Genomic DNA, 25,300 nt, shown 5'->3' on the forward strand with positions numbered 1-25,300 from the left:
TGCACTTACCTGTTCGGACGAAAAAGTTACTTTGCTCATGTTATCCCCTAATCCCATATTCTTAATTTCAAGTATATAAAAAGCACCTGCAGGTTGAACACTCTTTTTTTCGAGTGTCCTACCTACAGGTACCACTTTAGACAATTCCTTTTCTAATTTTTTCACGTCATAGGCGGTCTTTAAATGGGCATCCATGTTTTTGGGAGAGTTTTGTTCATGGAACGTCTCGTAGAATGTTTCCTGGCTAATTTTTTGAAGTTCAAGCACGTATTCGTTTGTACACTTTTTGATTTCTTTCAACATTGGGCGACCGCTCCTGTTCAGATTAATAGTTTCGTTTGTTGCCTTTTTTTACAAATTCCCAGTCTTTCTCCACATTCTTTCTGATTCTCTGGACAAACTCAAAAGCAAGTGCTGCTTCTTTTTCGGAAAAGCCCTCTAAAGCGGTAAGGTTGGAATGATCATGCTCCCTTTGTACAAAAGGGTAAACCTGTCTCCCTTTTTCCGTCGGATAGAGCCTTTTGATTTTTTTGTTCTGTTCATCATTCTTTTTCTCGATAAAGCCATTGATTTCGAGCTGCTTGATCGCACGCGCTGCCGTGGTCCGGTCCACTTTTATCATTTCGGCTGCCTTTTCCTGGATGATACCCGGGTGTTCAACGATCCGGACCAAATATAAATACTGGCCTTTTGTCAGCCCGTGCTCTTTGAATTCAATATTGCTGATCGAGTCCAAAGCCCTGGCAATCATTCCAATTTCACGCAGAATTTCCTTCATTGTTTGTCTCCTTAGAAATGATACTGTAAGTTTACGTGGATTTTGTTGCATTTGCAACATATTTTAAAATCGATTTTCTCCGGGAAGGACATACTTCCGGCTTGTCCCTCATAGACTGTATCAATTGCAGGACAGGAGGGCCAAGTATGCGGAACCGATTTTCGACCGGCGTCGTTTCACGTCATTTGCAGCAATATTCACCAATTTATTCTTTTATCATGGTCCTGTTCATCATGGGTATCGTGTTCGGGGCCATTCTCGTCAACAGCCTCGGAGTCTCGCAGAAAGAGGATCTCTTCTATTACTTGACCCAATTTTTTCAACAGGCGGGGCAGGGGAAGATGAGCCCAGCGGAAGATTTATTGAAGATCAGTTTTTGGCATAACGTCAAATTCATCGCCTTTATGTGGATTTTGGGGATTTCAATTATCGGCTTCCCGCTCGTGTTTGTCCTCGTATTTTTGAAGGGGGTCGCAATCGGGTTTTCCGTCGGTTTTCTCGTTAATCAGATGGGCTGGAATGGACTGCTGCTCTCTTTCCTTTCCTTGCTTCCGCAAAATCTGTTTTTTATTCCGGTATATATTTTTATCGCAGCAAGCTCGATTGGCTTGTCCATCAAGCTGATCCGGAAAATACTGATGCGCCAAGGCGTGCCGTTTCAATTTGTCCCGAACTTTGCTGCTTATTCGCTGGGGCTGGTGGCGGCGATTGCGGTCATTACGGTCGGCTCAAGTGTAGAGGCGTATATCTCGCCGGCACTCATGAAATCAATCCTTGCCTCGATCGGCAAGTGATGGAGGATTCTGGATGATTCGAGTACCAAATTATAATCATTTTAGTTTGATTATCTTCCGCCGTCTGCTATAATAAAATGGATAGTGGCGAGGGAGGATACATAGTATGGAGAGTCGCATCGATCGAATCAAGAAACAACTGCATTCCGCAAGCTATAAGCTCACTCCCCAGCGTGAGGCCACAGTTAGGGTGCTGCTCGAGCATGAGGAAGATCATCTGAGTGCAGAGGATGTCTACTTGCTCGTGAAGGAAAAAGCACCTGAAATCGGACTTGCGACCGTGTATCGCACATTAGAGCTTTTGACCGAACTGAAGGTCGTCGACAAGATTAACTTCGGCGATGGAGTTTCCCGATATGATCTGAGACGAGAAGGGGCAGCGCATTTTCATCATCATTTGGTTTGCCTCGAATGCGGAGCTGTGGATGAGATACAAGAGGATCTGCTTGAAGATGTCGAGAAGATCGTTGAGCGTGACTGGAATTTTCAAATAAAAGATCATCGCCTGACCTTTCATGGGATTTGCTGGCGGTGCAAAGATAAAAAAGACGAGAATGATGAAGAAGAAAACGAAAAGGAGTAAACCCGTCCGGTGCAGGGCGGGTTTTCCGCATATTCAGGGCAGATTTTAGGCAAATGGTGAATAATCAAGGACGAGCTGGGCATATGATGGTAGTAAAAAGGCGACGGCCTCAGCCGTGTGCCCAGAAGGATGATCGAAGTGAAAGGTTCTTTCCGCTTGTTATTGAAAATGTTCCGAGTGTTTCTCCTGTTCCTGGGATGCACAATTCTTTTCTATTATGGTATCATGTGGGTAAATCAGGAATACGAAGATTACCGGCGCTACAAAGAGCCGGAAGGGACGGCGATCAAGGCTTTCCGGCCGATTGAGCCGAACGGCGATGGCTGGTTTGACCGTCTGTTGCTTTTTTACCGGAATGGAGAGTAAATATACATGGAAGACAGGCTTGAAGATTTTATCCGCTTTATGACAGCTGAGAAAGGCCTGGCGCGGAATACGGTCATTTCGTACCGGAGGGATCTGCAGCATTATATCCGCTACTTGCGGGAAGTGGAGATGCTTCAGTCGTTCGGACAGGTCGGCCGCATACAGATCATCCAGTTTCTGGGCTATTTGAAGGCGCAGGGGAAATCGGCGAAAACGCTTGCCCGCCATATCGCGTCGATCCGTTCCTTCCATCAGTTTCTGCTGCGGGAACGGGCGGTTGAGCATGACCCAACGGTACATATAGAATCACCAAAGATGGAGAAGACGCTTCCGAAGGTGCTCAGTATGAAAGAAGTGGAATTGCTGCTGGAAGCGCCGGACACCACAACGCCGATCGGGATGCGTGACCGTGCCATGCTCGAGCTTTTGTATGCGACGGGAATGCGTGTGAGTGAAATGACCGCGCTCGATCTCGACCAGGTGCATTTGACGATGGGATTTGTCCGCTGCACAGGAAAAGGGAATAAGGAGCGGATCATCCCGCTTGGCAAATTCGCTGAACAGAGAATCGAAGAGTATTTGCGGGAAGCAAGGCCAAAGCTGAGGAACAGCAAAAGCCGGACAGATGCGCTGTTTGTCAATCATCATGGCAACCGGCTGACAAGGCAGGGGTTCTGGAAGATTCTAAAACGGCTTGCAGCCGAGGCGAAGATTGAAAAGGAACTGACGCCGCATACGCTGCGCCATTCATTCGCGACTCATCTCTTGGAAAACGGTGCTGATCTCCGCGCTGTGCAGGAGCTGCTCGGCCATTCGGACATTTCTACTACCCAGATTTATACGCATGTGACAAAGACGAGATTGAAGGAAGTCTACAGCAAATATCACCCCCGTGCCTAGTTTGCCGCGCATAGCGGTTTTTTTGCTTGGTCGAAATGGGTATGATAAGGTAGGATAGCAATTTTTAATACTCATTGATAAGGGGAGGAAGCGACATGGAGGAAACACAATACAACCGCGTACATCTGATCGTGATGGATTCTGTCGGAATCGGCGAGGCGCCGGATGCAGAAAGATTCGGCGATAAAGGAGCCGATACGCTTGGCCATATTGCGGTGTCGATTGGCGGTTTAAACATGCCGAACCTCGGCAGAATGGGCCTTTCCAACATTAAAGAAATCAAAGGAATTGAAAAAACGGAAACACCAGATGCTTATTACACGAAGATGCAGGAAGCATCGAACGGCAAGGATACGATGACCGGCCACTGGGAACTGATGGGCCTTGTCACAAGCCATCCGTTCCGTGTCTTCCCGAACGGCTTCCCGGAACTGCTCATCACGCAGCTGGAACGGGCCTCAGGCCGCAGTATCATCGGCAATGTGCCGGCAAGCGGAACCGAAATCATTGAAAGGCTCGGCGAGGAGCATATGAAAACGGGTGCTTTGATCGTTTACACGTCTGCGGATTCCGTTCTTCAAATTGCCGCCCATGAAGAGGTCGTCCCGCTTGAGGAATTGTATGAAATCTGTGAAAAGGCGAGAGAATTGACGCTTGCCGAAGAATTCAAAGTCGGTCGCGTAATTGCACGCCCATTCGTCGGTGAGCCGGGCAGTTTCAAGCGGACGCCGAACCGCCACGACTATGCTTTAAAGCCGTTTGACCGGACGATCATGAATGAAATGAAGGATAGCGGTCTTGATGTTATTGCCATTGGCAAGATCAATGATATTTACGACGGTGAGGGGATCACAAGAGCGGAACGTACCGTTTCCAATATGGATGGCGTGGACAAGCTCGTCAAGGTGATTGGTGAAGATTTCCGCGGCTTGAGCTTTGTCAATCTCGTCGATTTTGATGCGGTATACGGGCATCGGCGCGACCCTGAAGGATACGGCAAGGCGCTTGAAGAATTCGATGCGCGCATACCGGAGATCGTAGGGGCGATGAGAGAGGATGACCTGCTGATCATCACGGCGGACCATGGAAATGACCCGACATTCACCGGGACGGACCATACGAGAGAGTTTGTGCCGCTGCTCGTTTTCTCCAAGCGGTTCAACGGCGGCGGAGAGCTGCCGGTCAGACGGACATTCGCTGATCTCGGCGCGACCGTTGCAGATATTTTCAAAGTAAAATGGACAGGCCAGGGCGACAGTTTTTTGGAACAGCTGGCTGTAAAGGAGTAAAGGGGCATGTTTGAGAAAATACAGGGCGCTGCTGCCTTGATCAAAGAGAAATATTCCGGAAATCCGGAAATTGGGCTGATTCTTGGCTCAGGGCTTGGCGTATTGGCCGATGAAATAGAAAATCCGGTGAAAATCCCCTACAGCGAGATTCCGGGCTTCCCGGTATCAACTGTCGAAGGACACGCCGGCCAGCTCGTTATCGGTAAATTGAACGGGCGGGAAGTGATCGCCATGCAGGGGCGCTTCCATTTTTATGAAGGCTATGATTTCAGTCAGGTCGTTTTTCCAGTCCGGACGATGAAATTGCTCGGCGTGAAGACACTGATTGTTACAAATGCTGCAGGCGGCGTCAATGAAGGGTTTGAGCCGGGCAACTTGATGCTCATCACTGACCATATTAACGGGATGGGCAGCAATCCGCTGATCGGGCCGAATGAATCAAACCTCGGTACACGGTTCCCGGACATGTCCGAAGCATACAGCAAGGAACTTCTAGACCTGTCCCGGAAGATTGCCGGGGAGCTTGCTGTCCAGGTCCAAGAAGGCGTATACTACGGAACGACCGGGCCTTCATATGAAACACCTGCTGAAGTCCGGATGATCCGCATGCTCGGCGGCGACGCGGTCGGCATGTCGACAGTGCCGGAGGTTATTGCCGCCAACCATGCTGGAATGGACGTGCTCGGCATCTCCTGCATCACGAATATGGCGGCAGGAATGCTCGATCAGCCGCTCAACCATGATGAAGTCGTCGAAACAGCGGAAAAAGTGAAAGCCGATTTCTTGAAATTCGTAAAAGAGATTGTAAAAAAACGATAGGAATTTTTATTGAAACCAGGAATGGAATATTCCTGGTTTTTTTTGTATAAAAAAATCTCTTCGGGGGACAATGGGGCTATGGAAAACTTTCCCGGTCTAATGACAGAACACGATGGAGGGGTTTGTGTGAGAAAAGTAAGTGTATTATTCCTTTGCCTGCTTCTGGCAACGCCGCTGTTGGCACCCGCAGCAAACGCGGAAGAAAAAAAGGCAGAGCTTGCGGCTGATTCAATGTCGGCCATCCTGATTGAGCGGGATACAGGCAAACTGCTTTACGAAAAAAACTCCGATGAGAAGCTTCCGCCGGCATCGATGACAAAAATCATGACGATGCTTCTCATCATGGAAGCACTTGATGACGGCCGAATCCACATGGATGAAAAAGTCACAACAAGCGAGAAAGCCGCCTCGATGGGAGGATCACAGATTTTCCTGGAGGCCGGCGAAGCGATGACGGTCAAAGAAATGCTTCTTGGCATCGCCATTGCATCCGCAAATGATGCTTCTGTGGCAATGGCTGAGAAAATTGCGGGGAGCGAGGACTCATTCGTTGACATGATGAACAAGCGGGCCGGAGAGCTCGGATTGAAAAACACCAAGTTCCAAAACCCGACAGGCTTAAGCGCAAAAGATCATTACAGTACGGCCCGCGATATGGCGACAATGGCCAAGGAACTACTGAAGCATGAAGAAATCACCGATTTCACCAAGCTATACGAGTCCTATTTGCGGGAGAATACGGAAAAGAAATTCTGGCTCGTCAATACGAACAAACTCGTCCGTTTTTATCCGGGAGTGGATGGCTTGAAAACAGGCTTCACAAGCGAAGCGAAATACTGCCTGACCGCCACTGCGAAGAAAGACGGAATGAGGGTGATCGCCGTTGTCTTCGGCGCGCCGACTTCGAAAAGCCGAAATGCACAGATTACACAAATGCTCGACTACGCATTCTCCAACTACGCTGCCCATCCGATTTATAAAAAAGGTGAAGTGCTAGGTGAAGCGGAGGTTAGCAAAGGGAAAACCAAGAAAGTGAAAGCGGTGACAGGAGAATCGGTTTCCGTTGTTACGAAAAAAGGAGAAAAGCCTGAAAAGTTGAAGAAGGAAATCAAACTGCAGAAAACATTGAAGGCGCCGATTAAAAAAGGCGATGTTGTCGGCACGCTCACTGTGAAAAAAGATAATGAAATCCTTGTCAAATCGAAAATTGTTGCTCAGGCAAATGTGGACAAGGCATCTTGGTGGGATTTATATAAGCGCGCATTCGGCATGTTTACACAGTCGAATTAAAGCGGACTCCATTTAAATTTTAGCGAATTTCTTCTAGTTTTGTCATCAGGGAGGAAAAGGCTGCTGGAAAAGAGAATGACTCACTGTAAGCCGAATGAACTCTATCAATGTCAATGAGGAGGAAGCAAACAGTGAGTCTATCAATGGAAATGGAAGTCAGGCAGGACGTGCTATGTCTCCGGCTTGTCGGAGAACTGGATCACCATACAGCAGAAGAAGTAAGGTCGCAGGTTACGGCCGCAATGGAAAAACACGATATTCATCATCTTGTCATGAACCTGGAAAAGCTGGCGTTTATGGACAGTTCAGGTCTCGGGGTCATTCTGGGCCGCTATAAGCAGGTCAAGCAAAGCGGCGGGGAGATGGTTGTCTGTGCGATATCTCCGCAGGTACAGCGCCTCTTTGAAATGTCCGGCCTGTTCAAAATCATTCGTTTTGAGACATCCGAGCAATTTGCACTTGAAAGATTGGGGGTTGCCTAAGATGAGAAACGAAATGCAAATTCAATTCAGCGCCCTCAGTCAGAATGAATCGTTTGCACGGGTGACGGTCGCAGCCTTTGTTGCGCAGCTTGACCCTACACTTGATGAGCTGACGGAAATCAAAACAGTCGTCTCCGAAGGGGTCACAAACGCCATCATCCACGGCTATGAAGGGAATCCGGCTGGCATCGTCCACATTTCCGCCGTTATTGAAGACGGCAAGCTCGACTTGTTGATACGCGATGATGGGATTGGCATCCAAGACATAGAAGAAGCGAAGCAGCCTCTGTTTACGACGAAACCCGAGTTGGAAAGATCCGGAATGGGCTTCACCATTATGGAAAATTTCATGGATCAATTGGAAGTAGACTCACAACCAGGTGTCGGCACAACGATCAGATTAATCAAGTACTTATCGAAAAATAAAGCGCTGTGTAATTAAGGAGCCGCTGATATGGAAGTCGAGCTGAAAAAAGAACCGAATCAGGGATTTTTAAAAGACGCAGAAGTCAAGGAATATATCAAAAGAAGCCAGGCGGGAGACCAGGCAGCAAGAGACTTGCTAGTCGAGAAAAACATCCGCCTCGTCTGGTCGGTCGTGCAGCGTTTTCTCAACAGAGGCTATGAGCCGGACGATCTTTTCCAGATCGGCAGCATCGGCCTGCTGAAGTCAGTGGATAAATTTGACTTGTCCTTCGATGTGAAGTTTTCCACCTATGCGGTGCCGATGATCATCGGTGAAATCCAGCGCTTCATCCGCGATGACGGCACTGTGAAAGTAAGCCGGTCGCTGAAGGAGCTTGGCGGCAAAATCCGCCGGGCGAAGGATGAGCTGTCGAAGAGGCATGGCCGGGTTCCGACACTAAATGAACTCGCCGATCATCTCGGTGTATCCAGGGATGACATCATCCTCGCCCAAGATGCAGGCCGGTCGCCCGCATCAATCCATGAAACGGTCTTTGAGAACGACGGGGACCCGATCACACTCATCGACCAGATCAGCGACCAAACCGACATCAGATGGTTCGACAAAATCGCTCTTGAAGAAGAGATCCGCCACCTTAACGAGCGGGAGCGGCTGATCGTCTTCCTCCGGTATTACAAAGACCAGACCCAATCGGAAGTAGCCGAGCGACTCGGCATCTCCCAAGTCCAAGTCTCCAGACTGGAAAAGAAAATACTCGAAAGAATGAAAGAGCGCATGGACGCCTGAAAAGGGTCATGCGTCTTTTTTAAGGGCATTGGACGTGCAAGCATTGCTTGTAGTTTTAGTTAACCTACCGGAATTGAATAACGGTAGTGCCCGAAGAGGGGGGATGGTCGATGCGATAGTCAGATAGGGGGTACTCAATGTTCCCGACAAGTCGGGTGTCTGTGTGCGAGGGTCACATAGAAGTGTTTAATGAACCCGACAGGGTGTCTGCGTGCGAGGGTCACATAGGAGTGTTCAATGATCCCGACAAGCCGGTCGTCTGCATGCGAGACTTTATGGTCGAACCGTGACATTAACTTTTTATTTTCCTAGATAATCCGCAATTGCTGTTGCCGCATTATCCGAAGTATAATAATATAACTAGCCGATTGGAGGTGAAAAAATGGATCTCATTTTATGGATGACTGTTTTGTCGGGTACATTTATCGCAATATTCGCAAATAATAAAAAATGCACCAAGAAAAAATGTTAAACTTTTTCAAATAAGAAGTACATCTTGTTTCCCCCTACATCCTTAATTAGGGGGCTTTTTTATGCGCAGAATGATCGTAATATGAACTACTTTGAAATTCAACTACCTCAAAAATTTGCAATCTGCTAAATTAGGATAATCAGATTTAAATCTGTAGCTTCTTTCACCCTATTTGCGGTAACAAAAGCTGTAAGTATCATTTTTGGGTGACTTGGAAAGTGGAAATTGGATTTCCATCCCTTTAAACAACCTCCTTCACATAATAAGTCAAAAAAATATCGCTAAGTATATTTTTACTTTGGCGGCCTCAATGATATTTTCACCTTCAGGTAAATATTTTTCAATAGCGCCTCCTATTCCTTCTTTGGTTTCTGCGTTCAACCGAACGTCTAAGATGTAGCTGGAAGTGAATAATAAAATGGCTCTGCTGAAAGAGAGACTAACGCAAATCCAATAATAGAACAGTATTGCATATCACCTCCAATTATTGGACAATGGCTCTTTTAAGAGATTTCAAGAGGGGAAAGAAGCCGACGGGGTCCACTCGATTTTAGGTTTGCCGGATGCTCGTTACAATTTCTCCATCGTTTTCTTGGACAAGCTATATAGCGTACCGGATGAGGGAGCATTTGAAGCGGGGGCGTTTTGACTAAAACAGTAGGTATATAACTGTGTAGGGAAGTATGCTTTTGGTAAAGCAACTTAACTAATCAAGAACGGTCAACGAGGAGTTAGAGGTTTAAATACGTCTTTCCCCGGCATTCCTTGACGATGTTCTTATTTATAATGTACAATAATTTTAATAAGGAAAAAAGTGACAAAATTGTTTGCGGATGTTATGGGTGTTTCTTTTTAAGTTTCCGATACCCACTTACTGAAAGGAGGACAAGAAGTGTCTCCCGAAGCTAAGAAAATTTTCAATTTAGGATATTTGGTATATGTGATTGCTTTAGTAATTTCGTTTTTTGTTTTTGAACCGCAAAATATTTTCACAACCATACTGACACTGACATTGCTTTTTGGCGTTTTTAATATCGTCTTGTATTTTACCAAGGAAAAGAAGTTTAATTCGTAAAGCAGAAGGTGGCGAATGCCGCCTTTTTTTTACTTTTGACTATGTAAATGGTAAATATTGTGCCTGTATCACATCCAGCTTGTATTTTTAATGACAAACACATATGAAAGACTGGGAATGTTAACGTTCAGCATATAGTATTTACTCAACTGGATTTAGGGGAACGGGGGTATCAGTTATGACGGAAATAGGATTTATCAGACACGGGATTACAGAGTGGAATAATCTTGGCAAGGCACAAGGTATATCTGATGTTCCTTTAAATGATGAAGGCATAAGGCAAGCAATTAGACTTGGCGATAGACTTTCAAATGAAAAAGACTGGGATATGATTATAACAAGTGATTTATCAAGAGCCTTCGAAACAGCCAAGATTGTTGGCAGTAAACTTAACGTTTCCATTATGAGTGTAGATAAAAGAATTAGGGAAATAAACTGTGGAAAAATTGAGGGGACAACTGAAGAGGAAAGAATGCAAATGTGGGGGGATAACTGGCGGAATGTAAATCTTGGAATGGAAAAGTTTGAAGATGTGGCCATGAGAGAAATTCAATTTTTAGAAGAAATAAATCGTGAATACAAAGGGAAAAGGATTTTAGTAGTGAGCCACGGTGCTTTAATAGGTCTTACCTTACAGCATTTGCTACCTGAAAAATTCCCAACAACTAATATTGCTAATACTTCTCTTACAATTCTCCGGAATATTGAAGGCCATTGGAATTGTAATCTTTATAATTGTATAGAACATCTCAATTAATTTCATTGCTTCTCTATTCCCCACCGCCGCTCTCAGCCAGCTGGCCGTGGGCTTTTTTGTATTTTTTTCTCCTTTATCCGCATACTACATCATACAAATTGTTCAGGAAGTGGCGGATATGAGTGTTGTGTATATACGGATGCGCCATAAAATTTTGGCGGAATCGGGCAAGGTCATTCGATTGGGGGATGCGGCGCAGATTGTGGCTGAGCCGGATACGGTGGCAGTACTGCAGCGTTTGCCTGTATATCAGACCGACGAGGCAGACCTGAATTTTGCCGTCCTCGATCTGATGGCAATCGTCCCGCTCATCCAGCGGGAGGCAGGGCCAATAGACATTGAGACACTAGGACCAACGCAGACGATCATCGTCGTGAAGGAGAAGAAAAAGAGGCTGACGCTTCCACTTTTTCTTGCTGTCTGGATTTTGCTTTTCCTCGGTTCGGCCCTGGCGATCATCAATTTCCAACAAGAAGTCGGGATGCAAAAGATGCACCAGAAACTGTACTGGATGATTACTGGGGAGCGGAAAGCTTCCCCTCTGCTACTCCAGGTGCCTTATGCATTAGGGATCGGTCTAGGAATGGTTTTGTTTTTCAATCATATTTTCAAAAAGAAAATCAATGAGGAGCCGAGCCCTCTTGAGATCGAGCTGTTCAATTATCAGCAAGATCTAGACCGGTATGTGCTTCTCCATGAAAACAAAGAAAGCCAGAAGAACCTGGATGATTGAAGCTGTCATCCTTGTCATCGTCGGCCTTGCAGGGGGGCTTGCAGTCGGTACCGGTTTCATAGCGTTTCTGGCCGTTCTTGGCATCATCCCGCGCTTGACGCAATTGAGCAAAACGCACCAGTATATCATCTTCTACGAGCAGGCGATTATTACTGGAGCTGTGTCGGCATGCTGGATTGAGCTCCGCAATCTCCATGCGGAATGGAGTGAGTGGCTTCTTGTGCCGCTCGGCCTGTTCAGCGGAGTGTTCATTGGAATGCTCGCCGCGGCATTGACCGAAGTGCTGAATGTTCCGCCGATCCTGGCAAAAAGGCTGGGAATTGACAATAAATTGATCATTTTGCTGATGGGCATTGTCTTGGGAAAAGTGTGCGGCGCCCTATTCCACTGGCTTTATATGGTGAAAATTAACATGTGAAAAGAGGCGGGACGGATGGAGACGAACAAAAAGCCCGAATTGCCGATTCCCGGCGACTTGGAAAAAGTAAACAAATATTTTACAGAACATGTTGGACTTGGGACAAGCTTTGATATTGGTGTTCGAAAGCTGTATATCCAAAGTGGCAGGGTTGATATTTATTTTGTCAACGGCCTATGTGATGCTCTTCTGATCTCAAATATTATCAGGGAACTTGTTGAGCTGAACGACAGGGAAAAACAGTCCGCTGATTTATTTAAGTTGGTAGAAAACCGTTTTGTTGACTCCTCGGTGGAGAAAACAAAAACGATGGGCGATGCAGTTGATCAAGTGCTGTCCGGATTGATCGCCGTCTTTGTGTCGGGATCAGAGGAAGCTTTCATTATCGATGTCCGCAACTACCCGGGCCGTCAGCCGGAGGAACCCGATACTGAAAAGGTTGTCCGCGGCTCCCGTGATGGGTATGTGGAAAACATCGTCATCAATACAGCATTGACGAGACGGCGGATCCGGGATGGTAATCTCCGTTTTGAAATGATCAAGGTGGGGGAGCGGTCGAAGACGGATGTGGCAATTGGGTACATAAAGGACGTGGCGAATCCGCAGCTCGTTGAGATTATCAAAAAGGAATTGCAGCAGATTGATATCGATGGCATTGCAATGGCAGACAAAACGATAGAGGAATTCATCATGAAGCAAGGGTACAATCCGTATCCGCTCGTCCGCTATACGGAACGGGCGGATGTCGGGGCTGTTCATCTGATGGAAGGACATGTCCTCATTTTTATCGATACGTCGCCGAGTGTAATGATCACCCCGACAACCTATTTCCATCACGTTCAACATGCGGAAGAATATAGGCAATCACCGGCAGTCGGAACATTCGTCCGCTGGACAAGATTCCTTGGTATTCTTGCTTCCATCTTTCTGCTGCCCCTATGGTATCTTTTCGTAAATGAGCCGCATTTGCTGCCTCATGATATTACGTATATCGGTCCAAATAAACACTCGGAAGTTCCCATGATCCTTCAGTTAATCCTCGCCGATCTTGGCATTGAATTTCTCAGGATCGCCGCGATCCATACGCCGACCCCGCTGTCGACGGCGATGGGCTTAATCGCGGCTGTGCTGATCGGCCAGATCGCCGTAGATGTCGGGCTGTTCAATGCCGAAGTCATACTCTATATATCGATCGCCGCAATCGGCACATTCTCTACGCCGAGCTATGAATTGAGCGTGGCCAATAAGATTGTGAGGATGGTGCTCCTGATTGTCGTCGCCATTTTCAAATTGCCCGGATTTATCATTGCCAGTACGATCTACGTTATTTTTCTGGCCCAGCTGCGGCCGCTTAATGCCCCTTATTTGTGGCCGCTGCTCCCGTTCAATCCAAGCGGGTTTTTTCAAATCATGCTGAGAAGAACAGTGCCGGGATCCAAGCTTCGCCCGAGCATCGTTCATCCGCGTGATAAATACAGACAGCCGCCAAGCCGCTGATCCAGCGTTGCAGGAACAAGCGAAATATGATAAAGTTTATTCACATAAATCTGTAAAATGAAGGCTGTTTAACAAAGCAATCGGGATAAGCCGGTTGCTTTGTTATTCATATGGATACTGGAGGGGAAGGCATTGCATTTATACGGCACAGCGAAAGTGAATGAAAAAGGCCGCTTGGAAATAGGCGGGAAAGATACAGTAGAACTGGCAGAAACATACGGCACACCATTGTATGTATACGATATTGCGCTCGTCAGGGAGCGTGCTCAGGCGTTCAAGGAAACGTTCGAACGGCTTGGAGTGGAAGCGCAGGTCGCCTATGCAAGCAAGGCATTCTCCTCGATTGCGATTTTGCAGGTGATTAAGGAAGAGGGATTGTCGCTCGATGTCGTGTCTGGGGGCGAATTGTATACGGCGGTGGCAGCAGAATTTCCTGCCGATAAAATCCACTTTCACGGAAACAACAAAAGCGAGCAGGAGCTGAGAATGGCACTTGATCATGGGGTCGGCTGCATCGTCGTTGATAACTTCCATGAATTGCATTTGCTGAATCAGCTTTGCGAAGAGAGAAAGCAGCATATCAAAGTGCTGCTGCGCGTTACACCGGGTATCGAAGCCCATACGCATGATTACATCCTGACAGGGCAAGAGGATTCCAAATTTGGTTTTGACCTGCAAAACGGACAGGCAGAGCAGGCGCTGATCATGGCGATGGAGAACAAGTTTCTCGACCTGCTGGGGCTGCACTGCCATATCGGTTCGCAGATTTTTGAAACGACTGGCTTTGTTTTGGCAGCGAAAAAAATTATGGAAAAAATGGCGGAATGGAAGGATACACATGGATTCAGCCCGCAAGTGCTGAATCTGGGCGGGGGCTTCGGCATCCGTTATACGGATGAGGACACGCCGCTTGCTCCAGGGCAGTATGTGGAAGAAATGATCAAGACGGTCAAGGCTGAAGCAGAACGCCTGTCCCTGCCTTTGCCGGAAATCTGGATTGAGCCGGGCCGGTCCCTCGTCGGCGATGCCGGAACGACGCTTTATACAGTCGGCTCCAGCAAGGATGTGCCAAACATCCGCAAATACCTTGCCGTTGACGGCGGGATGACCGATAACATAAGACCAGCTTTATATGATGCAAAATATGAGGCGGCCCTCGCCAACAGAATGAACGAGGAAAGGGATGACGTCGTCAGCATCGCCGGTAAATGCTGTGAGTCCGGAGACATGCTCATCTGGGACATTGCCTTGCCGGAAACGAGTTCTGGCGATATTCTCGCCGTTTTCTGCACAGGAGCCTACGGCTACTCGATGGCGAATAATTACAACCGAATCCCTCGTCCGCCCGTCGTTTTTGTTGAGAATGGACAGGCTGAGCTCGTCGTAAAGCGGGAAACATATGAGGACATCATCCAACTTGACCGCCCCTATTTGCAAAAAAGCTCAGCATTCAGATCCTGATCCTGCGTAAAGTTGCAGAAATGATGAATAATCGATACAATAATTGTGAATGAATGGAAGTACATCCAAGCCGGTGATTGCTTGGCAAATAGCTGGGGAGTGTTTTTTCTTTGCGAAAAAGAAATATCATATTGTTTATACTGATTGCGGTCGCTGCGATCGGCTGGGGAACTATATACGCGATCTTCATCGCTCCAAACCAATAAGATTGATTGAGATTCAACCGACTTCTTTAGGCGGCGGTCTCGGGCCGGCCTTGGAGAAAAAACAATAACGAGGGATCTGACATGTTAATCCGCTATAAAAAGGCTTATGAAAAAATCGCGATGGGCCTTCTCTCTTTCATGCCCAATGAAAAAGACTTGAAAAAACTCCAACAGACAATCAAGAAATATGAGAGTGAGGAAGGCTGGCAGCTTTTTCTCTGGAAAGCCGAAGATATTATCGGCCTGATCGGGTTTGTTATTGAAGGGGATAAAGTAAAGGTTCAGCATATTTCTGTGAACCCTTCCCACCGCCATGAGGGAGTAGGCAAAAGCATGATGATGGCAGTAAAAGAGATGTATGAGGACAAGAAAATCTATCCGGATGAATACACAGCTGCTTTTTTCGAAAAATGCTTTTCGGATGGGGATTGCTGATCATTCCCGGAACCAAAAAAGTGCAGGGGGCCGCTCCTGTGCTTTTTTTGTCCTTTTTTCGAGAGTCGAAGGCAGCACATGAAGCGACATCTACAAACGAAAAAAGATCCCAGAGTCGTGAAGTGACCCCTAAAAGTTAGACACGGTTATTACATCAGGCAGCTTGGGTAAAATGAGTTCGGTATTGCACCGGACTCATTTTTAATTTTGCCTTCATCCGTTTTGTATTATAGTAATTTATATATTTTTCGAGTTCCGATTTGAAATGTTCTACGCTTTCGAATCCCTTTAAATAGAGTAACTCCGACTTCATAATGCCAAAGAAATTTTCCATCATTGAATTATCGTAACAGTTTCCCTTGCGGGACATACTCTGCACAATCCCCGTAGTTTCAAGCGCGTGTCGATATTGCTTCATTTGATAATGCCAGCCTTGATCAGAGTGCAATAGTAGCTGGTGTTCCTCTGGTAAGCGTTCTATTGCCTTCTCCAACATGTCTGAGACAAGTGAATACGTCGGTCTTGATCCAATTGTATAGGTAATGATTTCACCGTTAAACAAATCTAACACAGGTGATAAATAAAGTTTTTCACCAAACAACTTAAATTCCGTAATGTCCGTGACCCATTTTTCATTTGGGGCATCTGCAGTAAAGTTGCGATCTAAAATATTGGACGCGATTTTACCAACTGTACCTTTGTAAGATTTATATTTTTTCATACGTACCAAGCACTTTAAACCTAACTCTTTCATGATGCGTTGAACCTTCTTATGATTCACCTTTCGCCCACGGTTGGCTAGCTCATCACGAATACGACGATAGCCATACCGTCCCTCGTGCTCTTCATAAATCGATTTAATTTCCGCTTTTACATCTGCGTCTAGATCTGGACGATTCATACGTGCCACCAAATGATAATATGTACTTCGTGGAATACCAGCGAGCTTCACGAGTGATTTCACTGGATATTTATGCCTTAGTTCAAAGACTACTTGTGCTTTGTCTTTTTTGGTGATTTTTCCTTGTTTTGAACTAAGGCATTCAACTTTTTTAAATACTCGTTTTCCATTTCTAGTTGTTTAATACGTGCTTCAAGTACCTCAGTAGAATCTTTAACAGTCGCTGATTTTGATGGTTGATTGGATTCCTTTTTCACGGATGGACGCCCCTTTTTCTTTGATTGAAGGGCCTCTGCTCCTTGTTCTTCAAACAGCCTTCTCCAAACATGAATGGTTGAAGGGGAAGAAATCTTAAAAATCGCCGCCGTTTCATTAAAGGACGTGCCCTGTTCAATCATGTAATTTAGTACGTCTAGTTTAAACTGTTGCGTGTAATTTGTATATGACCTACTAAACGCCTCGACGCCATGGTATTCATGTTGTTTGACCCATTTAAGTATTGCTTTGTGATTGGTCCCCAAGGACTTAGCTATTTCATATGAACTTTCCCTGCCATTTATATAACGATCAACGGCTTGTATTTTATCTTCTGTAGTAAATTTAGCCATAGAAAAACTGCACCTCCAATTGATAGATGGTGTCTAACAATTGGGGTGCAGTTCATCGCCTCTTTGGGATCTTTTCTATTTGTTGTCATCCAATGCTGCCAGAAAGCGCAAGGCTTTGGTTCCGTTCCAGCCCTTTAAGAGCACGCATCCGCTCTCTTTCGGCGATAATCGGTTCCCTGTTCCTTGTTATATGACGGTGGATCAGATCATCTGGAGGAACAGAGGCGCCACACCACTCGATTCCTTGCTCGCGGCAGCGGATTTTGCAGCTTTTTAGTAAGTATGGATGGACAATCGGTATATTTATCGGTTCATATGGCATCCCAGCCATGATTTTCTTTTGACAGTTGTGGAGCATTTCAAGAAAGGCGGACGAATCGATTCCAAGCTGCTCCAGAGCATCGCAGTTTGATTCCAAAAGGATCAGCGATTTTCGCATCAATTTCTCCGCACCCTTCACATTGCCCCGGCGGTAATGGTACATTCCGACCGCAACCTGAATCAGGCCGGACCAGACCGAATGTCTTCCCATTCCATTCTCTTTCCAGTGGTCTTCCAACACTTCATGGCATTCAAAATAATCACGGTCACCATGGAAGTGAACAAGATAGTCTACGTACTTTTGCGGAAAAGACACGATGATGCTCCTTTCTGTTTTCTGCATGCTGCTTCATTGTAGCATAAATAAAAGGTTGAAAACATGGGCGCATGCCATGTACGCAGCAATTTTCTCTTCAATTTTCCGCCGGTCTATACTATGATTAAGTGTGGACCGATTTTATGATGAAAATGGTGAGACGATGGCGTACGAAGTGAAAATCGATGCTTATGAAGGTCCGCTTGATCTCCTTTTGCACTTGATTAACCGGCTTGAAATCGATATTTATGATATTCCGATGGCGACGATTTCTGAGCAGTATCTCCTCTACATCCACGCAATGCAGGATTTGGAGCTGGATGGGGCGAGTGAATACCTTGTGATGGCGGCGACACTGCTTGCAATCAAAAGCAAGATGCTGCTGCCGAAATATGAACCGGAATTTGAAGAGGACATGTCCTATTATGAAGAAGATCCGCGGGATGAATTGGTCGAGCAGCTGATCGAATACAAAAAATACAAAGAAGCTGCGGTCACGCTGAAAGAAAAAGAGGAAGAGCGGAGCAAAATCTATTCGAAGCCGCCGAGCGACCTGTCAAAATTCGCCGAAGCCCCTGTGAATGACCCGCAGGATATCGGTGCAACGATATTTGATATGCTCGGCGCTTATCATAAGTTGATGAGACGGAAAAAACTCCAAAAACCCGTTACGAAAGTGATTGCAAAGCAAGAGGTTTCCATCGAGGAAAGGATGGAGGACCTGGTGCTCGAATTGGGCGAAGGGAGAAGAAGCTTTGACAGTTTCTTTCCGGGGCATGAAAAGTCCTATATTGTCATCACTTTTCTTGCCATGCTGGAACTGATGAAGCGTAATCTCATCGTTGTGGAGCAGGAAGGAAACTTCGGAGATATTATTTTAATGGCGAGAAAGGAAGGGGTTTCCCATGTCCAGCCTCAGTAAATATGCTGTCCTTGAAGGCTTGCTTTTCGCGGCAGGGGACGAAGGGCTGTCCCTCCAGCAGCTATGTTCAGTAATGGAAATTGAAGAATCAGAGGCTCGCAGTTTGATTGAGGGGCTTGAGGCTGCTTATGCCGACATGGACAGAGGCATCCAGATTGTCGCGTTGGCAGGGACGTATCAATTGGCGACAAAAAGCGAATTGGCGGACTATCTGAAGAAATTGACAGACCAAGCTGTATCCTCGTCTCTGTCACAGGCAGGGCTCGAGACGTTGGCGATCATCGCTTACCGGCAGCCGATCACCCGGGTTGAAGTCGAAGAAATCCGCGGTGTGAAAACAGAGCGGGCAATCCAGACGCTACTTGCAAAAGGGCTGATCCAGGAAGCCGGAAGGGCGGAAGGGACAGGCCGGGCCAAACTGTATGCCACGACCAATGAATTCCTCGATTACTTCGGTCTCAATACCATTGAGGATCTGCCGGAATTGCCGGACGGCGAAGAAGAAGGCGATGGGGCGTTGAACGCAGATCTCTTCTTTGCGAATATACAGGAAGCGTCAAAATAAAAAGACGTCTGTCTACTGGCAAGAGTGAAAATCTGAAAGAGCAGTACAAAGAAGGCGGTTTATCATTCGTTCTAGAATGATAACCGCTTTTTTTGTCAGCTAAGTGATTTCTCATCCCTTCTGCATAGATTCTCGATATTCTAACTGTAAAATAGTCATGAGGTGGTGTGCCGGGTGAAGAAAATCTCGATAAAAATCGGCCTTCTCTTTTTTTGCTTAATCTTTGCGATGGAAGTCTGTTTGTTTTATTTGCTGTACCAAAAAATCGCTCAAACACGGATTGATGAACAGCTGTCTGCCTTGGTGACGAGAGGGAATAACCATCGAGATGTGCTAGAGACCTATTATAATCAGGAAACGATTGAGCATATTGCTTTAATGGAAGCAAAATCTGATACGGAGGTTGTGATCACGGACAGAAAAGGTGAGGTTGTTATTTCTTCGATCAGGATTGATGGTCAGATTCAGCACCTTTTAAGGAAAGCCGAAAAGTCCATCCCTGAAAAAGGGAAGGTGATCGAAGCCGATTGGCAGTCCGGATCGTATATCGCCACCATTTCTCCTTACAAAGCAGGGGTACATAAAGGATATGTTTATATGTTCCAGCATACGGGTCAATTGCAAAGGCTGATCCAGCAGCTCAACAGGCACTTTATGATTGCGGGCATCTCCACGGTTTTAATTACCGCAATTATCATTCTCATCCTCTCAAAAATTATCGCTGCCCCCCTCGTTAAAATGAAGGAAGCAACGAAAGAGCTGGGCTCAGGAAACTTTTCCATTCAATTCAAAACAAAAAGCAAGGATGAGCTGGGAGAGCTGGCGCAGTCGATCCAGCTTCTATCTGACGAATTGAATCATTTGAAGACGGAACGGAATGAATTTTTGGCAAGTATTGCCCATGAGCTGAGGACCCCTTTGACGTATATTAAGGGGTACGCCGAGGTTGCCAAAAGAGACAATCTCCAAGCGGAGGAACGTTTGAGTTATTTGAACATCATTACAGAGGAAACAACGAAATTGACGAACCTTGTCGGCAATTTGATGGAGCTGGCCAGACTGGACAACAACGCTTTTACGATCCAAACAGAGTCCTTTTCAGTTTGTGATAGATTGGAGGCTATCTCCAAGAAACTATTGCCAGCTTTCAAGCAAGAGAGGAAAAACCTCGTGATTCACTGTCCAGGTACTGTTCAAATTAAGGCGGATCCTGTTCGGTTTGAGCAAATCATTTTCAATTTGACAGAGAACGCAAGGAAATATTCTTCTGAAGGGGCAACAACGACGATAGAGGTAACGAAAATAGAATCGGAGATTGAAATATCGATCCGCGATGAGGGAAAGGGGATTCCGGAAAAGGAGATTCCATTTCTTTTTGAAAGGTTTTACCGAGTGGACAAATCGCGCTCCAGAGAACTGGGCGGCACAGGACTTGGGCTTTCCATCGTCAAGGAATTGGTTGATGCCCATCGTTGGAAAATGACAGTCTCCAGTCAAATCGGCAAAGGAACGACGTTTACTATTCTAGTAAGAGGGGACATGTAATTGCGTAAAATACTTGTTGTAGACGATGAAGAACGGATGCGGAGCCTGCTGTCACTGTATTTGGAGCCGTCGCAATATACATGTGTGCCTGCAGCTTCAGGAACGGAGGCAATGGCTATACTGTCACAGGAATCTGTTGACCTTGTTATCTTGGATGTGATGATGCCTGACATGGACGGCTGGGAAACTTGCACGAAAATCAGGGGTATATCGGACATTCCGATCATCATGCTGACGGCAAGGGCAGACAAAGCCGAGATTGTGAAAGGCTTGAAATTGGGGGCGGATGATTATATTACAAAACCCTTTGATTCGGCTGAGTTATTGGCCCGGATTGAGGCGGTTTTTAGACGGGCGCAGCAACCGGAGGATGACCGGAAAATCAACTGCAGTAGACTGACATTGCTCCTTGATTCCTACACGCTCACCTTCCAGGACAAACCGATCCAATTGACCCCTAAAGAATTTTCGCTGATTGCGCTGCTTATGGGAAAACCGGGGCGGGTGTATACAAGGGGGCAGCTTCTCAGCAATGTTTGGGGATTTGAGGCAGAGACGGAGGATCGCACGATTGACTCCCATATCCGCAACATCCGAGACAAATTGAGAAACGCCGGATACCCGGTCGATGACCATCTGGCAACCGTTTGGGGAGTCGGCTATAAGTGGGATAAATAGGAATGAGAAAAGAAGCTGTACGGAAGAAATTGATTCCGTACAGCTTTTTTTTATTCAGCCGATAATTCATCCTCTGTGACCCATTTATGGTTTTTCACTTCCTCGCCGCCGTCTTCTGGCGTAAAATCGACCATATACACAGTCGTCTGTTCGGCAGAGTCAATCGTTGCTTCCGCTCCGTCCATGCCCTCCATGTGATCAGCCTTCAGCTTTACTTTTGTTCCTGGTTGAAGGGGGACGCTGCCTGGATCGACAAGCTCCTCATGAATAACCCATTTATGATTTTTCACTTGCTCGCCGCCAGTCGTTGGGGTATATGTGACGGCGTAGGCCGTCGTAGCAAACGCTCCGCTTATGGTCGCCTCCACTCCATTCATTCCTGGCATATGATCTGCATGCATCACCGCTTTACTGCCGACAGGGAATTTTGGATCCTTCGCTTCCTGCAAACCTGCTGGAATTTCTCCTGAGCCCCCATGCATCATATCCATATTGTGTTCATTCCCGTCAGTATTTTTCGCAGTCTCCTCAGCAGGCGCATCCGCTTTATCTTGATCCTTTGCTTCATTTCCGCTTTGGCAGCCTGTCAAGAGAAGGGCAAGCAGCCCCGAAGCAAGCACCAACTTATTTTTGTAAAATACCATGTCCATCCTCCTTTATTTCGGCTTCCAGAAGGAGTATACCCATCAATTGTGCAATTAACGTGCAGAAGGATAAAAAATCGGGCTGCAAAGGCGGAACCAGAAATGATTGTCATAAAACATATGAAATTCGTTTTTGCATCCTGCCTCGAGTGAAATGTGCATTTTTTATGCAGTTTATCCGCAAGCTACATGGGAAAAGTTACAGTGGACAATAAATAAATAGAAAGGATGATTCGATGAATAGCCAAATGTATGAAGCGTGCATAAAAGCATGCCAGGAGTGTATGGAGGCTTGCAATGCTTGCTATGATGCCTGCTTGAAAGAAGAACATGTAGCCATGATGGCAGATTGTATCCGAATGGACCGGGAATGCGCCGATATTTGCGCATTTGCCGTCAAATCGATGCAGTCAGGCAGTCCCTTTGCGAAGCAGATCTGTCAATTATGCGCTGAGATTTGCGAAGCTTGCGGGAATGAATGCAAGAGTCATGATCATGAGCATTGTCAAAAATGTGCAGAGGCTTGTTTTAAGTGCGCAGAACAATGCAGAAAAATGGCTGCATAAAAAGAGCTCCCTTGCCGGTTTGTCGGCAGGGGAGCTTTTCTGTTATCTACAGCCAATAGGTCAGCGTGTCCAAAATTCCTATAAGAACAAGGGCTGCTCCGGCGATCCGCTGAACTGTCCATCCTGCTTTTCTGCTCTTGTTCATAAGTGTGCCGCTGAAGCCTAAAAACGAAATGATCCCGATTACTGCCAGGAGAGGAATGGTAGTCCCGATCCCAAACACAGTGGGAAGGATCATCCCGTAGGAAGAGTTTAATACGATCGGCATAAACAATACGAAAAAGATTACAAACATTGTAGGACAAAAGGCGATGGAGAAGCAGACGCCCATCAAAAAAGCTCCAGCTCTCCCGCTTCGGAGCCTCAATGGTATTTTAGCCGTATAACGATTGATGAACGCCAGCCGGATCCACCCGAGCAAAAAAATCCCCGTGAACATAAGGAGCGGCCCCATTGCCTTGCGGAATACGGGGAACAGGAAAATGATGTTCTCTTCAAAACGTTGGCCCGACAGCCAGACGAAAAGTCCGAACCCGCTAAAGACTGCGATTTTCCCCATTACAAAAAATGCCACATCGGCCCAATGTTTGGCTGTCTGCAAACTCTTATTGCCGTAAAGCGTCATCGCGCTGATATTTCCGGTCAACTGGCAAGGGGCCAAAGCGCCTATAATGCCAAGCACAATCGCCGCAACAAAAGGCATTTCCGTACCCGTATACAATTGCATGAACGGCTCGCTTAAAAACTTGCTGATCCTGCTGATCTCCTGTTACATCTCCTCAACCCCATATTCCGAAATTCCTTCGCTCCCTCATTACAAGCCTTTCCCTATGATACTGCATCAATATGAAGATACAGTGCAGAGGCGATGGCTTTCATTTAGCCATGCTATATTTTCATTCATAACACAAGCTCTCCCGCATAGACTTGTACAAACAAAGCCGAGGAGTAACTATATGAAGGCACTGAAAAAATGGGGAGTTTTGGGACTGGCAGTTATTCTGCTGATGTCCACTTTTGTCTTTTTTCCAAAGAAAACAAGTGCAGTGAGCGCCACGTCTGCGATTTTAATGGAATTGCACTCCGGAAGGGTCTTATATGAAAAAGATGCGCATGAACCTCGACGGATCGCTTCCATCACGAAGGTCATGACTGCGATTTTAGCGATTGAATCGGGGAAAATGGACGAAGAGGTGAAGGTAAGCAAGAGGGCCGTCTTCACGGAAGGGTCATCCATTTATTTGCAGCCCGGTGAAAAAATCAAGCTCCGGGACCTTGTCTACGGCCTGATGCTTCGGTCGGGAAATGATGCAGCATCCGCGATAGCTGAACATGTCGGGGGGAGTGTGGAAGGCTTCGTAGTCCTGATGAATCAGAGAGCGGAAGAGATCGGAATGCAAAATACGTCTTTTTCCAATCCGTCCGGCCTGGATACCGATGATCAGCATTACTCAACGCCGTATGATATGGCTCTTTTGACAAGGTATGCGATGAAAAACGGGGAGTATGCCAAAATTGCCGGCACGAAGGTTCATCAGTTCAATCGGGGGGAGGCCATACAGCGCTGGACGAATAAACACCGTCTTCTTACGGAGAAGTATAAACATACGACCGGCGGCAAGACCGGCTTCACGAAAAAAGCCGGAAGAACACTTATTTCAACCGCGTCAAAAAATGGGCTTGACCTGATTGTGGTTACGCTGAACGGGCCTAATGATTGGGACGATCATATGAATCTGTTTGAAGAGGGATTTAAGCAGTACACCATGACAGAAATCATCGGAACCGGCCCGATAAGAGGCTTGAAAAAGGGTGGGAAAATAGAGATGCGCCACTCCTTCTCCTATCCGCTTGCAGAAGGGGAGAGGGAAAAAATCCGTTTGTCGTACAAGCTGACTGACGCCAAACAACGGAGTGAGGGCGAGGTTGCCGGGAAGGTGACGGTGATGTTAGACGATGAGCCGGTGAAACGGCTCCCGGTATACTCCTCTGTAGAGGCCCCCGCGGAAAAGAAAGGCCCCGTCCGGAGATTTTTTGAGCGGATATTTTTCATCAAGGGGAGCGATGGCGGATGATCAACTATATTTGGGTGGCCATGACAGCGATCGGCCTGATATTTGCGGGGATTAATGGGAAGATGAAAGAAGTGAATGAAGCGATTTTCCAATCGGCGAATGAGGCGGTCACGCTTTGTATCGGCTTGATCAGTGTGCTTGTATTCTGGCTCGGGATGATGCGGATCGCACAGGAGGCCGGCCTGCTCGATAAGCTGGCGAAACTGTTCAAGCCTGTCATTGTCCGGCTGTTTCCGGATATACCCGACGATCACCCGGCTGTCGGGTATATTCTTTCAAACATCATTGCCAACATGTTTGGGCTTGGCAACGCCGCTACCCCACTAGGAATCAAAGCGATGGAGCAGCTGCATGAATTGAACGGAAAAGGGCCTGCCGCAAGCCGTTCGATGGTGACCTTTCTCGCGTTGAACACATCGGGACTCACCTTGATACCGACAATGGTGATCGGCATCCGAATGAATTACGGGTCTGCTAATCCGACGGAGATTGTCGGTCCCACGCTGATGGCGACCATCCTCTCCACTGCCGGGGCAATCCTGATTGACCGTTATTTCTGGCATAGAAGACAGAGAAAGGGTGTGAAGTAGG

At 46.7% G+C, this 25,300-nt stretch carries 28 protein-coding genes and 1 pseudogene; 23 read left to right on the forward strand and 6 right to left on the reverse strand.

Annotated features, from left to right (window positions below; all coding sequences use genetic code 11):
* Nucleotides 1–303 (reverse strand): annotated as a pseudogene (locus tag AC0TWI_RS18975) (hypothetical protein); the annotation flags it as partial.
* Nucleotides 304–325: 22 nt separating this feature from the next.
* The gene (locus AC0TWI_RS18980; RefSeq protein ID WP_488127909.1) at nt 326–778 is read right to left on the reverse strand and encodes a MarR family winged helix-turn-helix transcriptional regulator; all 453 of its coding nucleotides are present in this window, start codon (nt 776–778) and stop codon (nt 326–328) included.
* A 146-nt stretch (nt 779–924) separates the two neighbouring features.
* On the opposite strand from AC0TWI_RS18980, the gene spoIIM reads away from it, so the two are divergent.
* The 16 genes from spoIIM to AC0TWI_RS19060 all read left to right on the forward strand — a co-directional run bounded on the left by spoIIM (nt 925) and on the right by AC0TWI_RS19060 (nt 15,568).
* Entirely contained in the window at nt 925–1,572 is a 648-nt protein-coding gene (gene spoIIM / locus AC0TWI_RS18985; protein ID WP_488127910.1) for a stage II sporulation protein M, read from the forward strand.
* Between the two features lie 106 nt (nt 1,573–1,678).
* Nucleotides 1,679–2,155 (forward strand): ferric iron uptake transcriptional regulator, encoded by a 477-nt coding sequence (gene fur, locus AC0TWI_RS18990; RefSeq protein WP_488127911.1) that lies wholly within the window; start codon nt 1,679–1,681, stop codon nt 2,153–2,155.
* 129 nt (nt 2,156–2,284) lie between these two features.
* On the forward strand, nt 2,285–2,521 hold the full coding sequence (locus AC0TWI_RS18995) for a YqzK family protein (RefSeq protein WP_488127912.1): 237 nt from the start codon (nt 2,285–2,287) through the stop codon (nt 2,519–2,521).
* Nucleotides 2,522–2,527: 6 nt separating this feature from the next.
* Entirely contained in the window at nt 2,528–3,421 is an 894-nt protein-coding gene (gene xerD, locus AC0TWI_RS19000) for a site-specific tyrosine recombinase XerD (RefSeq protein ID WP_488127913.1), read from the forward strand.
* A 95-nt stretch (nt 3,422–3,516) separates the two neighbouring features.
* Entirely contained in the window at nt 3,517–4,710 is a 1,194-nt protein-coding gene (deoB, locus tag AC0TWI_RS19005) for a phosphopentomutase (protein ID WP_488127914.1), read from the forward strand.
* A gap of 6 nt (nt 4,711–4,716) precedes the next feature.
* The gene (locus AC0TWI_RS19010; RefSeq protein ID WP_488127915.1) at nt 4,717–5,529 is read left to right on the forward strand and encodes a purine-nucleoside phosphorylase; all 813 of its coding nucleotides are present in this window, start codon (nt 4,717–4,719) and stop codon (nt 5,527–5,529) included.
* 126 nt (nt 5,530–5,655) lie between these two features.
* Nucleotides 5,656–6,819: a D-alanyl-D-alanine carboxypeptidase family protein gene (locus tag AC0TWI_RS19015; protein WP_488127916.1), complete on the forward strand. Its 1,164-nt coding sequence runs from the start codon at nt 5,656–5,658 to the stop codon at nt 6,817–6,819.
* Between the two features lie 131 nt (nt 6,820–6,950).
* On the forward strand, nt 6,951–7,301 hold the full coding sequence (gene spoIIAA / locus AC0TWI_RS19020; protein ID WP_488127917.1) for an anti-sigma F factor antagonist: 351 nt from the start codon (nt 6,951–6,953) through the stop codon (nt 7,299–7,301).
* 1 nt (nt 7,302) lies between these two features.
* Nucleotides 7,303–7,743 carry an anti-sigma F factor gene (gene spoIIAB, locus AC0TWI_RS19025; RefSeq protein WP_488127918.1) on the forward strand — a complete coding sequence of 147 codons (441 nt, stop codon included), beginning with the start codon at nt 7,303–7,305 and terminating at the stop codon, nt 7,741–7,743.
* 12 nt (nt 7,744–7,755) lie between these two features.
* Nucleotides 7,756–8,514, forward strand: a complete 759-nt coding sequence (sigF, locus tag AC0TWI_RS19030; protein WP_488127919.1) for an RNA polymerase sporulation sigma factor SigF — start codon at nt 7,756–7,758, stop codon at nt 8,512–8,514.
* Between the two features lie 1,725 nt (nt 8,515–10,239).
* Complete coding sequence (locus tag AC0TWI_RS19035; protein ID WP_488127920.1) at nt 10,240–10,818, forward strand: histidine phosphatase family protein; 579 nt, start codon at nt 10,240–10,242, stop codon at nt 10,816–10,818.
* A 118-nt stretch (nt 10,819–10,936) separates the two neighbouring features.
* A complete protein-coding gene (locus AC0TWI_RS19040; RefSeq protein WP_488127921.1) occupies nt 10,937–11,551 on the forward strand; it encodes a stage V sporulation protein AA in 615 nt (204 codons plus the stop codon).
* Nucleotides 11,544–11,969 carry a stage V sporulation protein AB gene (locus AC0TWI_RS19045; protein ID WP_488127922.1) on the forward strand — a complete coding sequence of 142 codons (426 nt, stop codon included), beginning with the start codon at nt 11,544–11,546 and terminating at the stop codon, nt 11,967–11,969. The genes AC0TWI_RS19040 and AC0TWI_RS19045 overlap by 8 nt, the downstream gene beginning before the upstream one ends.
* Before the next feature lie 15 nt (nt 11,970–11,984).
* Nucleotides 11,985–13,466: a spore germination protein gene (locus AC0TWI_RS19050; protein WP_488127923.1), complete on the forward strand. Its 1,482-nt coding sequence runs from the start codon at nt 11,985–11,987 to the stop codon at nt 13,464–13,466.
* Nucleotides 13,467–13,598: 132 nt separating this feature from the next.
* Entirely contained in the window at nt 13,599–14,927 is a 1,329-nt protein-coding gene (lysA, locus tag AC0TWI_RS19055; RefSeq protein ID WP_488127924.1) for a diaminopimelate decarboxylase, read from the forward strand.
* Between the two features lie 287 nt (nt 14,928–15,214).
* Nucleotides 15,215–15,568, forward strand: a complete 354-nt coding sequence (locus AC0TWI_RS19060; protein WP_488127925.1) for a GNAT family N-acetyltransferase — start codon at nt 15,215–15,217, stop codon at nt 15,566–15,568.
* Nucleotides 15,569–15,722: 154 nt separating this feature from the next.
* On the opposite strand, the gene AC0TWI_RS19065 is transcribed toward AC0TWI_RS19060, so the two are convergent.
* Both AC0TWI_RS19065 and AC0TWI_RS19070 read right to left on the reverse strand, forming a co-directional pair.
* Nucleotides 15,723–17,077 (reverse strand): IS3 family transposase gene (locus AC0TWI_RS19065; RefSeq protein ID WP_488127926.1). Its coding sequence is split into 2 segments (ribosomal slippage): nt 15,723–16,624 and nt 16,624–17,077, totalling 1,356 coding nucleotides; the frame shifts between segments, so codons are not numbered across the junction.
* A gap of 85 nt (nt 17,078–17,162) precedes the next feature.
* Entirely contained in the window at nt 17,163–17,714 is a 552-nt protein-coding gene (locus AC0TWI_RS19070) for a DUF309 domain-containing protein (protein WP_488127927.1), read from the reverse strand.
* Nucleotides 17,715–17,877: 163 nt separating this feature from the next.
* On the opposite strand from AC0TWI_RS19070, the gene AC0TWI_RS19075 reads away from it, so the two are divergent.
* From AC0TWI_RS19075 to AC0TWI_RS19090, 4 genes are all read left to right on the forward strand, one after another.
* On the forward strand, nt 17,878–18,636 hold the full coding sequence (locus AC0TWI_RS19075; protein ID WP_488127928.1) for a segregation/condensation protein A: 759 nt from the start codon (nt 17,878–17,880) through the stop codon (nt 18,634–18,636).
* Entirely contained in the window at nt 18,620–19,201 is a 582-nt protein-coding gene (gene scpB, locus AC0TWI_RS19080; protein ID WP_488127929.1) for an SMC-Scp complex subunit ScpB, read from the forward strand. Before AC0TWI_RS19075 ends, scpB begins: the two co-directional genes overlap by 17 nt.
* Nucleotides 19,202–19,375: 174 nt before the next feature.
* Nucleotides 19,376–20,746: a HAMP domain-containing sensor histidine kinase gene (locus AC0TWI_RS19085; RefSeq protein ID WP_488127930.1), complete on the forward strand. Its 1,371-nt coding sequence runs from the start codon at nt 19,376–19,378 to the stop codon at nt 20,744–20,746.
* Nucleotides 20,747–21,424, forward strand: coding sequence for a response regulator transcription factor (locus AC0TWI_RS19090; RefSeq protein ID WP_488127931.1), 678 nt, complete (start codon nt 20,747–20,749; stop codon nt 21,422–21,424).
* 50 nt (nt 21,425–21,474) lie between these two features.
* On the opposite strand, the gene AC0TWI_RS19095 is transcribed toward AC0TWI_RS19090, so the two are convergent.
* Nucleotides 21,475–22,068, reverse strand: coding sequence for a YdhK family protein (locus AC0TWI_RS19095; RefSeq protein WP_488127932.1), 594 nt, complete (start codon nt 22,066–22,068; stop codon nt 21,475–21,477).
* Between the two features lie 236 nt (nt 22,069–22,304).
* On the opposite strand from AC0TWI_RS19095, the gene AC0TWI_RS19100 reads away from it, so the two are divergent.
* On the forward strand, nt 22,305–22,634 hold the full coding sequence (locus AC0TWI_RS19100; protein WP_488127933.1) for a four-helix bundle copper-binding protein: 330 nt from the start codon (nt 22,305–22,307) through the stop codon (nt 22,632–22,634).
* A gap of 46 nt (nt 22,635–22,680) precedes the next feature.
* Here AC0TWI_RS19100 and AC0TWI_RS19105 read toward each other — a convergent pair whose 3' ends face one another.
* On the reverse strand, nt 22,681–23,361 hold the full coding sequence (locus AC0TWI_RS19105) for a cytochrome c biogenesis CcdA family protein (protein ID WP_488127934.1): 681 nt from the start codon (nt 23,359–23,361) through the stop codon (nt 22,681–22,683).
* 229 nt (nt 23,362–23,590) lie between these two features.
* Between AC0TWI_RS19105 and AC0TWI_RS19110 the strand changes: the two genes are divergently transcribed.
* Together AC0TWI_RS19110 and AC0TWI_RS19115 are read left to right on the forward strand one after the other, a co-directional pair.
* Nucleotides 23,591–24,709: a D-alanyl-D-alanine carboxypeptidase family protein gene (locus AC0TWI_RS19110; RefSeq protein WP_488127935.1), complete on the forward strand. Its 1,119-nt coding sequence runs from the start codon at nt 23,591–23,593 to the stop codon at nt 24,707–24,709.
* On the forward strand, nt 24,706–25,299 hold the full coding sequence (locus tag AC0TWI_RS19115; RefSeq protein WP_488127936.1) for a nucleoside recognition domain-containing protein: 594 nt from the start codon (nt 24,706–24,708) through the stop codon (nt 25,297–25,299). The genes AC0TWI_RS19110 and AC0TWI_RS19115 overlap by 4 nt, the downstream gene beginning before the upstream one ends.
* The last annotated feature ends 1 nt before the right edge of the window (nt 25,300 follow it).

It is taken from the genome of Lederbergia sp. B243.17, from assembly GCF_057657925.1.

Excerpts from the sequence above, each read along its gene's own strand:
- AC0TWI_RS18980 (WP_488127909.1), bottom strand. The coding sequence starts at position 778 with ATGAAGGAAATTCTGCGTGAAATTGGAATGATTGCCAGGGCTTTGGAC.
- spoIIM (WP_488127910.1), top strand. The coding sequence starts at position 925 with ATGCGGAACCGATTTTCGACCGGCGTCGTTTCACGTCATTTGCAGCAA.
- fur (WP_488127911.1), top strand. The coding sequence starts at position 1,679 with ATGGAGAGTCGCATCGATCGAATCAAGAAACAACTGCATTCCGCAAGC.
- AC0TWI_RS18995 (WP_488127912.1), top strand. The coding sequence starts at position 2,285 with ATGATCGAAGTGAAAGGTTCTTTCCGCTTGTTATTGAAAATGTTCCGA.
- xerD (WP_488127913.1), top strand. The coding sequence starts at position 2,528 with ATGGAAGACAGGCTTGAAGATTTTATCCGCTTTATGACAGCTGAGAAA.
- deoB (WP_488127914.1), top strand. The coding sequence starts at position 3,517 with ATGGAGGAAACACAATACAACCGCGTACATCTGATCGTGATGGATTCT.
- AC0TWI_RS19010 (WP_488127915.1), top strand. The coding sequence starts at position 4,717 with ATGTTTGAGAAAATACAGGGCGCTGCTGCCTTGATCAAAGAGAAATAT.
- spoIIAB (WP_488127918.1), top strand. The coding sequence starts at position 7,303 with ATGAGAAACGAAATGCAAATTCAATTCAGCGCCCTCAGTCAGAATGAA.
- sigF (WP_488127919.1), top strand. The coding sequence starts at position 7,756 with ATGGAAGTCGAGCTGAAAAAAGAACCGAATCAGGGATTTTTAAAAGAC.
- AC0TWI_RS19035 (WP_488127920.1), top strand. The coding sequence starts at position 10,240 with ATGACGGAAATAGGATTTATCAGACACGGGATTACAGAGTGGAATAAT.
- AC0TWI_RS19040 (WP_488127921.1), top strand. The coding sequence starts at position 10,937 with ATGAGTGTTGTGTATATACGGATGCGCCATAAAATTTTGGCGGAATCG.
- AC0TWI_RS19045 (WP_488127922.1), top strand. The coding sequence starts at position 11,544 with ATGATTGAAGCTGTCATCCTTGTCATCGTCGGCCTTGCAGGGGGGCTT.
- AC0TWI_RS19050 (WP_488127923.1), top strand. The coding sequence starts at position 11,985 with ATGGAGACGAACAAAAAGCCCGAATTGCCGATTCCCGGCGACTTGGAA.
- AC0TWI_RS19060 (WP_488127925.1), top strand. The coding sequence starts at position 15,215 with ATGTTAATCCGCTATAAAAAGGCTTATGAAAAAATCGCGATGGGCCTT.
- AC0TWI_RS19075 (WP_488127928.1), top strand. The coding sequence starts at position 17,878 with ATGGCGTACGAAGTGAAAATCGATGCTTATGAAGGTCCGCTTGATCTC.
- scpB (WP_488127929.1), top strand. The coding sequence starts at position 18,620 with ATGTCCAGCCTCAGTAAATATGCTGTCCTTGAAGGCTTGCTTTTCGCG.
- AC0TWI_RS19095 (WP_488127932.1), bottom strand. The coding sequence starts at position 22,068 with ATGGTATTTTACAAAAATAAGTTGGTGCTTGCTTCGGGGCTGCTTGCC.
- AC0TWI_RS19100 (WP_488127933.1), top strand. The coding sequence starts at position 22,305 with ATGAATAGCCAAATGTATGAAGCGTGCATAAAAGCATGCCAGGAGTGT.
- AC0TWI_RS19105 (WP_488127934.1), bottom strand. The coding sequence starts at position 23,361 with ATGCAATTGTATACGGGTACGGAAATGCCTTTTGTTGCGGCGATTGTG.
- AC0TWI_RS19110 (WP_488127935.1), top strand. The coding sequence starts at position 23,591 with ATGAAGGCACTGAAAAAATGGGGAGTTTTGGGACTGGCAGTTATTCTG.
- AC0TWI_RS19115 (WP_488127936.1), top strand. The coding sequence starts at position 24,706 with ATGATCAACTATATTTGGGTGGCCATGACAGCGATCGGCCTGATATTT.